Genomic DNA, 13,413 nt, shown 5'->3' with positions numbered 1-13,413 from the left:
CTGGCACACCAACACCGGCTGGCGCTGCCAGTTCAACGGTGCCATCGGCCCCTATAAGGGCGGCCTGCGCTTCCAGCCCAACGTCTACGAGGGCATCATCAAGTTTTTGGGCTTTGAGCAGATCTTCAAAAACAGCCTCACCGGCCTGCCCATCGGCGGCGGCAAGGGCGGCAGCGACTTTGATCCCGCCGGCAAGTCTGATTCCGAGATCATGCGCTTCTGCCAGAGTTTCATGCAGGCGCTGTACCGCTACATCGGGCCGGATGTAGACGTGCCTGCCGGCGACATGGGCGTGGGTGCCCGGGAGATCGGCTATCTGTACGGCGAGTACCGCCGCCTGAAGGGCGCGTTTGAAAACGGCGTTCTCACCGGCAAGGGCTTCTCCTACGGCGGCTCCCTGATCCGTCCCGAGGCCACCGGCTTTGGTGCGGTGTATTATCTGGAGAACGTGCTGAAGCACGAGGGCGAGAGCATCGAGGGCAAGACCATCGGCTGCGCCGGCTTCGGCAATGTGACCTGGGGCATCTGCAAGAAGGCTGCCCAGCTGGGCGCCAAGGTGGTCACCCTGTCCGGCCCCGACGGCTACATCTACGATCCCGACGGCGTTACCACCGACGAGAAGATCGACTATCTGGTGGAGATGCGGGCCTCCGGCCGGAACAAGGTGAAGGATTACGCGGACAAGTTCGGCGTGGAGTTCCATCCTGGCGAGAAGCCCTGGGGTGTGAAGGTAGACGTGGTGATGCCCTCCGCCATGCAGAACGACGTACATATGGAGCAGGCCAAGCAGATCGCCGCCAACGGCGTGAAGTATTACATCGAGGTGGCCAACATGCCCACCACCAACGATGCGCTGAAGTTCCTGATGGACCAGCCCGGCATGATCGTGGCGCCCAGCAAGGCGGTCAACGCCGGCGGCGTAGCCACCTCCGCTCTGGAGATGGCCCAGAACAGCGAGCGGCTGGTGTGGACCGAGGAAGAGGTGGATAAGCAGCTCCACCAGATCATGAACACCATTTACACCATGAGCGTGGAGGCCGCTGAAAAGTACGGTCTTGGCTACAATCTGGTGGCGGGCGCCAATATCGCCGGCTTCCAGCGGGTCGCCGACGCCATGATGGCCCAGGGCATCTTCTGATCCACAAATCCCGCATATAGGGCCGCAGGCGTATCATCCCCTTTTGCATATTTCATACCTCATATCTCGTGCCTCGGCTGAAGATATCAGGACGCCTCCTGCAAGAGGAAGCGTCCTGATATCTTTTTGTTCATCACTTTTAAAATTTGCCTGCAATGACCGTACCTGATCTCCTGGTGCATAAAAATATCTCTGGCTCAGCATATACTGCTGAGCCAGAGACGGCTGCTTTGACGGTATCCTGCATTTCTGGTTTGCATCAGAGCTGTTCAGTCCAAGCCTTGTCTGCTTGACTCAGGGCGGGAGCGCCTCTGCGCACCGACGTCTGTCCAAGAAATATACTTTTCCTTCCAAACAGTTCCCAGGCAGTCCCAGTTAAATGGAAAATGTGTACGGTCCTTTGCGGATCTCTCCCGTAGGAACAGTGGCAAAATGGGTTATGACCTGCGCGCCTTCCACAACATGCAGCATGAACTGTGGTTCAGATGTATAGAACATGTCCCCGCCCTGCGGCGTCAAATCAAATTCCATCGCCATGCAGATCGGGGGACAGGTATTCACACTGATCTGCTGCATCTTTGTAACAATGGGGGCGTGGATATGGCCGCAGCACATGTACAGATTTTGCCGCCCGGAAAGAAGCTTCATTAGTTTTTCTACCTGTTCGAACGGTTCATCCATTGCCGTATACCCTGTGCGAAAAGGCACATGGTGCATAAACAGGAACGTAGGCCTGCCATCATCCTCGGAAAGGGCGCTTTTCAAAAGCTCCAGCGTTTCGTCGCTTACACCGCCGCGAGATTGTCCTCTCCGCACAGAATCCAGCAAAATAATCACAGCTTCAGGAAATTCTATCCTGCGGCAGGCTGCCTGACGCCAGTCCTCCGGAAGCAGCTGCATTTTTTGCATGGCGGCGGGGTTGTCATGATTTCCGGGTATATAGTATACCGGCCAAGGCAATCGGGCCAACTCCTTTTTTGCAGTCTGATAGGCTCCGATGCTGCCATCAGTGGAAACATCACCGCTGACAACGACAACATCTGCCTGAATCGAAGAATGCAGAAAATAATCAACCGTTCTGTGCAGGGCGAGAGCTGAATCTGCCCGCAGAAATGCATACTTGTTGTTCTCACACAGATGAAGGTCTGATATTTGAATAATATTCATTTCATTAGAATGTTCCCTTCCATAGGCAAATAGTCCACGGGGCTTTCTGCAATATAGTCAATGAACTTGAAAAATAGCAAAGCTATTTTTCAGGCGGGCGATGCCCGCCGTGCGCAAAGCGCACAGCCATTGGCTATGAAATCCAAATCAAGGCCGCGACAGCGGCCTGTCACAGCGCATGTGCGCTGCGACACTTGGAAAGTGGTTTTATCACTTTCCAAGTTATTTGATTATAGAAAACAGAAGAGTTGCCATACGCAAAAGGGAAAGCTCTCACATATAGCAACTCTTCAGCTATAGGTCAAGTGACTCCATAAGTCAAATGCTTTGACTCTTTCATCGCCTCAGCTGCCAAAAATCAGGCTTGGCAGGAAAGTGGCAAATGGTTCCCAGAATAAGGTAAGCAGCATAAACACTACATCCACCGCCACCATTAAGTACATCCATGGGATGATCTTCGTGACCCGTTCCTTGACGACCGACGCTGAGACGAACAGATAGCAGCCGACAGGAGGCGTCAGCCCGCCGATAATCGTGCACATACAGAACATCACGCCAAACTGCACCATATTGCATCCCATGCTTTGAAGCAGGGGATATACGATAGGCAGGATGATCGGCATAACGCCTGTGCATTCCATAAAGCAGCCGATGACCAGCATCAACGCAGCAACAATTAGCATAATAACAGTATAGTTGCTGGAAATTCCGCTCAGAAAATCCCGCAGTCTGCCGCTGACATTCTCCATGGCAAAGATATAGCCATACAGGCTGGAGGCAGCGATCAGCGTCATGATCTGGCCGTTGACAATGACTGCCTGCTTGAATACTCTGAACAGTCCCTGTACCGTCAGTTCTTTGTACACAAACTTGCCGACGATCAAGCCATATACGCAGGCGACCGCGCCGGCCTCAGTAGCCGTACAAAAGCCGATGGAAACACCGCCGATGATCATGACAGGCATGGCCAATGCCCAAATGGCCTGTATAAAAGTTTTCCACACGCGGGAAAACTCAAATTTTCCGCCATAGTCGATATCGTGCTTTTTCGCATACAGCATGCATATGATCATCAGAACGATACCGATGCTGATGCCGGGAACCAGTCCGCCAATGAAGATCTTTGCAACGGAGAGACCGGTGATGGATGCAAATACGATCATATCGCAGCTTGGCGGGATGATCGGAGCCGTGGATCCAGCACCGGCGATCAAAGCTCCAGTAAAGCCCTTATCATAGCCGGTTTTGATCATCGCAGGCGCGGTAATGCTGCCGATGGCGCTGACGGCCGCGGTTCCAGAACCGGAAATGCCGCCAAAGACCATGTTGGAGGCCACGCAGATACAGCCCAGGCCGCCGCGCACCCAGGAAAACAGAGACGCGCAAAAGTCCACGATCCTCCGGGAGATGCCGCTCTCGTTCATGATCGCGCCGCCAGCGATAAACAGGGGGATGGCCATCAGGGAAAAGGAGTTGATGCCGGCAATGAAGCGTTCAATAATGACATACTCGGAAAATCCACCAGTGACCAGCACTGCCAAAAGGCCGGAGCCCAGCAATGCAAAGGTAATGGGAACACCGAGAAGCAATAATGCGAACAGTGTGATCGCAGCAATTTGTAGCACTATTCCTTCTCTCCTCTCAAAATCATTCTTGTGTACTCAGGAACAGTCCGGATATAAGCGATGATCATGCAGACACTGCCCAGCGGAAACGACAGATACAAGACCCACATGGGCAATCTGGTGCTGGATGCGATGGAGCGCCCCAGCGTCTGCATTGCCGCGATACCGGCGGGAAACAGTCCTATGAGGATCAGCACGACGATCGCCCGCGTTAAAACAAAGAGGGCGACCTTAGCCTTACGATTTTTGATCAGGCCCTGCAGAATATCCAGTGCCGTGTGCCCATCCACCCGGACCGTTGCCGCAGCACCGACAATGGCCAGCCACACAGACATATAGCGGGTCAGCTCTTCGGACCAAATAATAGGGCTATTAAACAAATAACGCATAAAAGTATTGGCAAAGCACAAAATGATAATTGCAGCCAGCAGCGCGATGCAAAAATACTCTACAGCTTTTTCAATAACCATATCAATTTTTTTTAGCAACTGCATCGTATTATCTCCTAACCCATATTTAGAAGGAAAAGGTTCAGTATTCACCACCGAACCTTTTCGCTTTCACTGGTATAGACGCTCAATCCTCGACAGCAATCATCTCGGCAATCAGGTCGCCCAAATCATACTCCTCGGCAAACTCATCCAGCAAAGGCTGAGCGTTGGCGCGCAGCTTGTCCAGTTCTTCATCGGGGAAATCGATGATCTCGATGCCGCTCTTCTGCATTTCTTCCAGATAGGCGGCATTTTCAGCGGCGCAGTCATCGAACTGCTTGGAGCAGCCCTCAATAATGGTGTCGCGCAGAATCGTCTGATATTCTTCCGGCAGAGATTCGAACACAGAGCGATTCACGCAGATGATGTTGAAGGAAGCCAGATGGTTCGTAGGGGTGTAGTACTTCAGAACTTCCTGCATATTCATGGACATAATGGTGCCGGGGTCATTCTCAATGCCATCCACAACGCCCTGCGTCAGAGAAGTATACGCCTCAGACAGCGGGATCGGAGTAGGCGTGCAGCCCAGCGCTTCTACGGCAGAGAGGTACAGAGCGGCGGGAGCAGTGCGGATCTTCTGACCCACCAGGTCCTCTGCGACGCGGACGGGTTTGGAAGCAGTGAATACGCCGCGGATGCCCTGGGAGATCGGCGCAAAGGCAATGATGTCGGTGCAATCCGCATCTTCCAGCATCTGATTGAAGCTGTCGGGCAGAATGTTCATGCCGATGTCCTTCATGCCTTCATAAGTAGTGCACAGATAGGGCAGGCCATATACGCCCAGCTGCTGCGCTCCGAAAGCGTCGGCCCACGCAGAGCCCTCGTGCATTCCCATAGAGAATTCGCCGCTGATGATCTTGGGAATAACTTCGGGTTCATCGCCCAGCTGACTGTCAGCATAAGTACGGATAATCAGGCCGCCGTCGGTGCGCTCCTTCACGGTGTCCGCGATCCAGTTGGCCCACTTAGCCTGGTTGCTGGTGGAACTGAACACATGCGGGAAGGTCAGCTCGATGGGAGCAGAACTCTCTGCCGGATCAGTCTCCGCAGGACTGTTGGACTCGGTCTTTTTGCCGCCGCATGCGGTCAGTGCGGCCGCCAAGATTAGTGCCAATCCAAGAGATAACCATTTCTTTACTTTTTTCATCTTCGTCACCCTTTCTTTTGATTTGTCTGAACGTATCTTCCTCCTCTTTCCATTTCCTGTTCTGAGCGCCCGGGAGTCTATAGCCTCTCAGGAAAAAAGAACGGAAACTAAAACGAGAAAAAAGCCGGATCATAGGGTCTCGGTGAAGCCAGCTCGCTTCCTAAATCCTGCGCCCTAAAAAAATTTTATTACAATTATTTTTGAAATCACAGTGCAATTATCGTATTTTTTGTTGCATTTTTCTTGTTTTCCTTCTTTAATTTTCTGATTTTTGCATATTATCACGAAAGGAAGATGGTGACACCCCAATATACTTAATAAAATTCCGATAAAATGTGGATGTGTCGTGGTAGCCGCACATGAGGGCGATTTTATGGAACGGCAGCGTTTGGTCGGCGCACAGGGCCACTGCGGAACTGATCCGCTTGCGGTTCAGATATTGCTTGAAGGGAATGCCTGCTACTTTTGGGAACATGACGCTGAAGGTGGACGGGGACACGGCGAAATGCTTGGACATATGAGAAATGGTCAGGGGCTTCATATAGTTTTCGTCGATATAGCGTACACAGTCCAGCATGATAGAACTGTACTCATTGATGCGGTCCAGCTTCTGTTCCATAGCGGGGTTGTCAAAATAGTTTCGGGCGATTATGCTGATTATGGCGGCGATCAGGATGGCGGCATTGCTCTCCTGCTCTGAAATAGACTCCTGTTCATAGATCAGGCAGTCAAACAGCTTTTGCAGGCTTTCTCGTTCCATTTGCGGCAGGCTGAGCTTCATCTTGATATCTTCAGCACGGTTATCGGCCTCCATGTCAATGGTGCCAAACAGCCTGTACAGGTTTTTGTGCTGATAGCCTGGAAAAATCAGTGATTCCTGAAAAGACAGCCAAAAGCATACTGTGTTGTCATGCAGTTCTTTTATGCTGTGGAGGAAGCCGGGAGGCACAATAAAGCAGTCCCCCTCCTCCAGGGTCACGCAATCATGGCAGTTTTGGTGGCATAGCTGCCCTTTCAGGACAAAGCATACCTCATGGTAGTCGATTTGATGCTGGATCTGATCAGCCGGATCCAATTTCCCGCAAAAGACGTGATAGTAATTTGAGCAATTTTCAAAATAAACTGTGGATGCCAGCTTTTCCATACTTTATATCATTCCTTCGAATCATCGCTGGTAGGAAATCGCTCCATATTGTCCAGAACGAAGTTGAATAGTATCTCGATCCCATCCAGCAGCGCATCCTCATCTACATCGAACCTGCTGCTGTATTCCATAGCAGTGATCCCCTTGTCCGTATTTCTGGTTCCGATCAGGAAAAAAGTCCCGGGCTTTTGTTCCAAAAAATAAGAGAAATCCTCTCCGCTCATTTTTTGAGGCAGATCAAACACCGCTTCTTGTCCCACCACCTTCACCGCAGCGGCCCGCATGCGCTCGTTGACCGCATGGTTGCAGATCATCGGGAGGGCCTTCAGCTGTCCGTCTATCTCCACACTGCCTCCTGAGAGGTCTGCATTTTTGTGGGCGATCTCACAAACGCGCTTGAAAATATAAGCATCCGTATCCAGATTGAATGCACGGATCGACAATTTCATCTCCGCATAAGCGGAAATGATATTGTTCGTACATCCGGAATTCAAAGCGTTGACTGAGCAGTAAAAGCGATCCATGGGATCCAATTCTCTGGCAAGCATCATCTGGATATCGTTATAGGTGTTGACAGCCATAGCAAGGGCGTCGATCCCCTCCCGAGGAGAACCGTCAAAAGCCTCCCGTCCAAAAAAGCGGATCAGCGTTGGGCGGCTGGCCGCCAAAGACAGGCCCTCATAAAATCCCACGCTTCCGGAATCCAGGGCGCTCTCCACATGCGCGGCCACGATGACATCGATCTCATCCATGATGCCGTCCTGCACCATGTATCTGGCGCCGCTGTCGAAGCTCTCCTCATTTGGCTGAAACAGGAGCAGCACCCGGCATTTCAAAACATCCTGGATGCTGTTCAATCCTCTTGCCACAGCAAGCAGCATAGCGGTATGGGCGTCGTGCCCACAGGCATGGGACTGCCCCGGGATCTGGGAATGATACGAAACATTTTTTCTGTCTTGGATGGGCAGGGCGTCCATATCCGCCCGGATACCGATGGTGAAATCAGCGTCCGGATTCCCCAGCATGGCTACCACGCTGCTCTTTCCATATTTTTCTGAATAGGGAATCCCAATACGATCCAGCTCAGCTTTTACCAAAGATATGGTGAACGGCAGATTAAAACCTATTTCCGGGTGCATATGCAGCTGACGTCTCTGAAGGATCATTCTGGAAAAATCAGCATTTTCAAGTGCTTTCGCTACATATTCTTCTACCATGTCAGTGTCCCTCCCAGTGTTGCGGAGAAATAAAGTCTCCTGCATTTTTTTAATGTGAATGTGTCAAAATTTAATTAAAATATATCAGATGGATCACACATTTCACATTGCATTTCCTTTAATTCTATTGTGCAAAATATGCAAAACAATTTCTTTGCTCTCAGTGAACAAAGTACAGGAACATTCAAGAATACTTTGCGGCAAAAGCGCATAACTATAGATCTTCTAAATTGCAGAGAAGATTCTGCCGAAAACACTTTCCGGCATAGCAGATGCTTTTTTGACAGGAAAAACACAAAACAGATGGCTGCGGAATCCTCTGAATAGGAATTCCGCAGCCATCTGTCTGTATTAGTGTTAACTGACAAAATATAGAAGTTTTATGGGGCAAGCGCTTTATTGATCGTGTAAAATTGCCATATTTTCTTATCTCTTATGGTGTATAGTTCCAAATCCAATCCTATGTAAATCTAGAACAGCAGACAATTTCTTTTCTTCCCGGCTGCCGTGCCGTTCCACATGCAAACGGCGCGGCAGTCATTTTTGTCGGCACGCAGGAGCCGCGGAGCCGTTTTGCTGAAAATCTCCCGCCGAGCTGCTTCGTGCGGCCCGTGCGATCCTCTTTCACACCACCAGAAACTCGTTTTCCTGTTCGATATATCTGCAAAGCACGAAAATGCCGCAGATGATCGCTGGCCTGAGATCATCATCCGCCTCAACGTCCCAGCCGCCCGCCAGTCCCCGGTGAAGCAGCTTCATGACCGCCTCCCCAAATCGCTTTTCCAGCAGATAATTCTGGCTGTTTTTCATGGTCAGGCAATATTCGCTTCCGCTCATAGATACCTGCGCATGGTCCACCCTGGGCATCCGGCAGACGGGCCACCCAAAAACCGAAGGGTCTTCATCCTCGGCATACTCCGGTCTCGCGCAGGCGACCTCCTCCCCCTCCGCATCCAGCAGCAGGTATTGGCGGAAGCGAACGTCGCCCGTCTTTTCCTGCGGCGCGTCCGATGTGCGGATGGCCGTCTGTAAAAGCAGCTGTCCATCCGGAGAATAAATGTGTCTCTCCGGGCCGGTAAAAACACCTTTTATCTGCATGACCATCTTTTCGTGCAGATAGAGCGCTCCGCCCCTCGCTGTGTATTTCATAAGCAGCCTCCTCACATCACGGAATACAAAAGAACACCCAACACACCGGCGCCCGCCATGACATATATGGGATCGACTTTCCACTTCCGCAGGATCAGCAGACCGGCGCAGAATATCCATACAGAAATGCCATTGATACCGCTCAGATCATCCGGGAGGGAGCGCTGCCCCCAAAAAGACAGGATGACAAGGGAAAGTCCCGCCGACGCGATCATGGCGGCCACCGCCGGGCGGAGGCCCGCCAGGATCCCCTGCACCATTGACAATCCCCGGAACCGATAGTAAATATACGCCAGCAGCATGACGATCACGCAGGACGGCAGGACACATCCAGCCGTAGCGACTACCGCGCCGGGCAGGCCTGCAACCCGGATCCCCACAAAGGTGGCGGAATTGATAGCGATGGGACCGGGCGTCATTTCCGCGATGGTCATGATATCTGCAAATTGCGTCATCGTCAGCCATGGGTGCATATCAACGACCTGGTGCTGGATCAGCGGCATGGCGGCATATCCGCCGCCGATGCTGAACAGGCCGATCTGAAAGAAGCTCCACAACAATTCCAGATAGATCATGCCGTCTCCCTTCCAGCCCGTCTGCGGCAAAAGGTGTCCGCCGCTCCGATGGCTCCGCAGGCGAAGATGATCAAAATAATATTGACGCCCAGATATCGGACAGCCGCAAAAGCGGAAAACAGTATCAAAACAGGCAGCAGCCGCTTCTGTCTGAAAATGCCCGCTGCCATGGTGATCACAACGTCACAGATCACAGCCGCCACGCCTGCCAGCATCCCCGTCATCGCCATGTCGATGACGGCGTTGTCACGAAACGCGGTGTAAAAAAATGATACGGCCGAAATGATGATGAGCGGCGGCAGGACCGTTCCCAGCACGGTGGTCAGCGCTCCCAGCACGCCCGCCACATGATATCCCACCAGAATGGACGCGTTTACCGCAATGGCCCCCGGCGAGGACTGGGCAATGGCTGTCAGGTCCATCATTTCCTGCTCGTCGATCCAGTGCAGGTCCTCCACAAACTTTTTCCGCATCAGCGGAACGATGACGAAGCCGCCGCCGAATGTACACGCGCTGAGTTGAAATGTCGATAAAAACAGCTTCCCGCATTTTCGCCTTTTTTCGTCCAAATCCATATCCCCCCTGTCTGTGCCCTCAGTGGACAAAGGGCAGCACGCCTGCCGCTCAAAATGCCCCGAAAACCGCTCTGTCTTTTGTTTACTGAGGGTATATCTGAAATATAGCACTTGAAATATAATATGAAAAATAATATAATTTAATTGTTTCTATACGTATTTTAATATGAATAAGGAGGGTGCCATGACCATCCGGCATCTCAAACTTTTTTTGGCGGTCTGTGACCACGATTTCAACACCACCAAGGCCTCCGAGGAGATCCATACGACACAGCCGGCGGTCAGCCTTGCCATCCGGGAATTGGAGCAATACTACGGCGTGATCCTGTTTGACCGGATCGGCAGGCGGCTGCGGATCACGGAGGCGGGGCGAAAATTTCAGGAGTACGCCCGCCATATCATCGCTCTGTTTGACGAGATGGAAAAGGGAATGCGGAACTGGGACGCTTTCGGCATCCTGCGGGTCGGGGCCAGCGTCACCATCGGCTCCCAATTTCTGCCCAACTATGTAAAAGCGTTCTACAACCGCTATCCAGGCACAGAGGTCAGGGCTGTCATTGGGCCGTCGGAGCAGCTTGAGCAGAAGCTCTTGGACAACGAGCTGGACTTTGCGCTGATCGAAGGCGTTTCCCATGTTCCGTCTTTCACGTCGGAAGAGTATATGGAGGATCATCTGTCCGTCATCTGTCCGGCGGAGGGCTGCTTCAGCCAGGGCCAGGAGATCTCCATAGATGAATTCCGCCGGCAGCGCTTCCTTCTGCGGGAGAAGGGCAGCGGGACCCGTGAGACCTTCGAGCATGTCATTGAGCAGGCGGGCTTCTCGGTCTCCCCGATCTGGGAGGCCATGAGCACCACCGCTCTGGTGAACGCCGTGATCAACGGCCTGGGCATCACTGTGCTTCCGCAGCGCATGGTAGTGGGGCCTTTGGCCCACGGTCTGGTGGTGGCCGTCCGTGTAAAGGGCTTGGATTTCAGCAGAATGTTCCACATCGTGTATCACAGAGAAAAGTTTCTCACCTCCTCCGCAAAGGCTTTCATCGACCTGTGCCGCAATTATGAGATGGACTATCCGCTGCCCCATTATCAGGGCCTGTATTAGACCGCACAAAACCGAACAGCAAAGCGCCGCCAGCGTGTGGATTGCTTTGCCGGCGCTTCTTTTTCAATGACCGCAGGTGCCGCGCCATCACTTCCGCCGCTCCGGGCCGCCCCGCCGGGGCGGCCTTTTTTTCGGCGGGAGCCTGCCCCATCCCCGGTCTTTCCAATCCTCCGCGTCTGTGCTATAATGAAGAAAACGCAGCAAAGGAGGCGCCCCTATGCGGGAACTCATCAAAACCATTCTTCACGCCCTGGAGGGCGGCCAAAGCATCCAGCTGGTCAGCGTCCTGGCCGCTAGCGGCTCCACGCCCCGAGGAGCAGGCGCGCTGCTGGCGGTGCTGCCGGAGACCGCCGCCGGCACCATTGGCGGCGGCAATGCGGAGTATGAGGCCACGCTCCTGGCCCGAACTCTGCTGGAGACCGGAGAAAACGCCGTCCGGGACTTCCGTTTTGTCCAGGGGGATGCCGCCAGCCTGGGCATGGTCTGCGGCGGGGCGGTGACGCTCCATTTCCAGCATCTCCCTGCCGGAGACGCAGCGGTCATCGCCCTGTTCCGGCGGCTGCTGGAGGCCACCGGCCAAAACGCCGACACCTGGCTGGTGCGGCGGCTGGAGGGGGAACGGGTCTCCGCCATGGGTCTGGCGGGCCGCGCCGGCTCCCGGGACCTGCCGGAGCTCCCGCCGGGGCTTCTGCAAAACAGGGCGGTGTTCCAAGACGGCTGGTTCGCCGTGCCGGCGGTGAAGGCGGGACGGGTGTATATCTTCGGCGGGGGCCACGTATCCCAAGCCCTGGTACCGGCCATCGCGGCAGTGGGCTTCCGGCCGGTGGTGTACGACGACCGCCCGGAGTTCGCGGATCTGGCTCTATTCCCCCAGGCGGAGGCCGCCTTCTGCGGCTCTTTCGAGGAGCTGGACAAGCACCTGACCATCACGCCGGATGACTATGTGGTCATCATGACCCGGGGCCATCAGGCGGATCATGAGGTGCTGGCTCAGACCCTTCGCAGCGGTGCCCGATACTTAGGCTGCATCGGCTCGAAAAAGAAACTGGCCCTGTGCCGGGACAGGCTGCTGGCGGAGGGCTTCACGGCGGAGGAATATGCCCAGGTCCACGCTCCCATCGGCCTGGCCATCGGGGCGGAGACCCCAGCGGAGATCGCCGTGTCCGTGGCGGCGGAGCTGATCGCCGTCCGAGCGGGACGGCTCTGATTTCCTGGCTTTCTGGCAAAACTGCCGGATACCCCCTCTTGCGAGGTTTGGCCTCTCATGCTATAATTAAATAACTTAATAAGTGGTATAACCCCTTTTCAAGTGTCACAGCGCACAAGTGCTGGGACAGGCCGCGGTCCGCGGCCAAGATTTGGATCTCATAGCCGGTCAAATCAGAAATTTGACCACAATAAATGTACATGGAGGGCTGCCTATGGACCGCATCAGCAAGGAGAATTATTACCTGGATATCGCCGAGACCGTTTTGGAACGGGCCACCTGCCTGCGCCGGATCTACGGCGCCATCATCGTGAAGAACGATGAGATCATTTCCACAGGCTACAACGGCGCGCCCCGGGGCCGGGCCAACTGCGTGGACATGGGCTACTGCTCCCGAGAGGCCATGAAGGTCCCCCGAGGCGAGCGGTATGAGCTGTGCCGCAGCGTCCACGCCGAGGCCAACGCCATCATCTCCGCCTCCCGGCGGGACATGGTGGGCGGCACCATCTATCTGGTGGGCCGGGACGCCCGCACCGGCAAGCTGCTGAGTGATGCCACCTCCTGCCTGATGTGCCGCCGGATGGTCATCAACGCCGGGCTGGAAAAGGTAGTCATCCGCCGCACCGAGACGGAGTTCGAGGTGGTCCCCGTGGCCGACTGGGTGGCGGAGGACGACCTGCTGACCCCGGTGAACCAGATCCCGCAGATGGATTTGAAATAAGAGCCCGTATTCACAAGCGCTGAACGCCGTCTGTGCGGGCCTTTTCCCGCCATACTGCGTTGCTTTTCCTTGAAATACACAAACTTCCTGCGTCAAAGCGCCTTGCCTGCCGGGAAGATTCCTCGCCCATCCGGCATTTTTCACTTATGAATACGGGT

The 13,413-nt window shown here is 54.0% G+C and carries 13 protein-coding genes; 4 read left to right on the top strand and 9 right to left on the bottom strand.

The genetic code is table 11. The features are described from left to right. Nucleotides 1-1,138 (top strand): NADP-specific glutamate dehydrogenase (gene gdhA, locus Q0Z69_RS11060; RefSeq protein WP_298033357.1); only part of this gene is annotated, 1,138 nt, incomplete at its 5' end. 375 nt (nt 1,139-1,513) lie between these two features. On the opposite strand, the gene Q0Z69_RS11055 is transcribed toward gdhA, so the two are convergent. The 9 genes from Q0Z69_RS11055 to Q0Z69_RS11015 all read right to left on the bottom strand — a co-directional run bounded on the left by Q0Z69_RS11055 (nt 1,514) and on the right by Q0Z69_RS11015 (nt 10,222). After that, nucleotides 1,514-2,305 (bottom strand): metallophosphoesterase, encoded by a 792-nt coding sequence (locus tag Q0Z69_RS11055; RefSeq protein ID WP_298033355.1) that lies wholly within the window; start codon nt 2,303-2,305, stop codon nt 1,514-1,516. A gap of 344 nt (nt 2,306-2,649) precedes the next feature. Beyond that, complete coding sequence (locus Q0Z69_RS11050; protein WP_298033353.1) at nt 2,650-3,930, bottom strand: TRAP transporter large permease; 1,281 nt, start codon at nt 3,928-3,930, stop codon at nt 2,650-2,652. Continuing rightward, complete coding sequence (locus Q0Z69_RS11045) at nt 3,930-4,424, bottom strand: TRAP transporter small permease (RefSeq protein WP_298033351.1); 495 nt, start codon at nt 4,422-4,424, stop codon at nt 3,930-3,932. The genes Q0Z69_RS11050 and Q0Z69_RS11045 overlap by 1 nt, the downstream gene beginning before the upstream one ends. A gap of 82 nt (nt 4,425-4,506) precedes the next feature. Continuing rightward, nucleotides 4,507-5,568, bottom strand: coding sequence for a TRAP transporter substrate-binding protein (locus tag Q0Z69_RS11040; protein WP_298033348.1), 1,062 nt, complete (start codon nt 5,566-5,568; stop codon nt 4,507-4,509). 256 nt (nt 5,569-5,824) lie between these two features. Then, nucleotides 5,825-6,712: a helix-turn-helix domain-containing protein gene (locus Q0Z69_RS11035; RefSeq protein WP_298033346.1), complete on the bottom strand. Its 888-nt coding sequence runs from the start codon at nt 6,710-6,712 to the stop codon at nt 5,825-5,827. 8 nt (nt 6,713-6,720) lie between these two features. Continuing rightward, a complete protein-coding gene (locus Q0Z69_RS11030) occupies nt 6,721-7,929 on the bottom strand; it encodes a M20 family metallopeptidase (RefSeq protein ID WP_298033344.1) in 1,209 nt (402 codons plus the stop codon). A 624-nt stretch (nt 7,930-8,553) separates the two neighbouring features. After that, nucleotides 8,554-9,078 (bottom strand): hypothetical protein, encoded by a 525-nt coding sequence (locus tag Q0Z69_RS11025; protein ID WP_298033342.1) that lies wholly within the window; start codon nt 9,076-9,078, stop codon nt 8,554-8,556. An 11-nt stretch (nt 9,079-9,089) separates the two neighbouring features. Then, complete coding sequence (locus Q0Z69_RS11020) at nt 9,090-9,653, bottom strand: chromate transporter (RefSeq protein WP_298033341.1); 564 nt, start codon at nt 9,651-9,653, stop codon at nt 9,090-9,092. Continuing rightward, nucleotides 9,650-10,222 (bottom strand): chromate transporter, encoded by a 573-nt coding sequence (locus Q0Z69_RS11015; protein ID WP_367272304.1) that lies wholly within the window; start codon nt 10,220-10,222, stop codon nt 9,650-9,652. Before Q0Z69_RS11015 ends, Q0Z69_RS11020 begins: the two co-directional genes overlap by 4 nt. Before the next feature lie 190 nt (nt 10,223-10,412). On the opposite strand from Q0Z69_RS11015, the gene Q0Z69_RS11010 reads away from it, so the two are divergent. From Q0Z69_RS11010 to Q0Z69_RS11000, 3 genes are all read left to right on the top strand, one after another. Beyond that, nucleotides 10,413-11,327, top strand: coding sequence for a LysR family transcriptional regulator (locus Q0Z69_RS11010; protein ID WP_298033337.1), 915 nt, complete (start codon nt 10,413-10,415; stop codon nt 11,325-11,327). Nucleotides 11,328-11,544: 217 nt separating this feature from the next. After that, nucleotides 11,545-12,534, top strand: coding sequence for an XdhC family protein (locus tag Q0Z69_RS11005; RefSeq protein WP_298033335.1), 990 nt, complete (start codon nt 11,545-11,547; stop codon nt 12,532-12,534). Between the two features lie 214 nt (nt 12,535-12,748). Beyond that, nucleotides 12,749-13,255, top strand: coding sequence for a deaminase (locus Q0Z69_RS11000; RefSeq protein ID WP_298033332.1), 507 nt, complete (start codon nt 12,749-12,751; stop codon nt 13,253-13,255). Nucleotides 13,256-13,413: the final 158 nt, after the last annotated feature.

The organism is uncultured Dysosmobacter sp., from assembly GCF_947631165.1.
Taxonomy (GTDB): Bacteria; Bacillota; Clostridia; order Oscillospirales; family Oscillospiraceae; genus Oscillibacter.
This window is presented reverse-complemented; position numbering and strand designations above follow the sequence as displayed.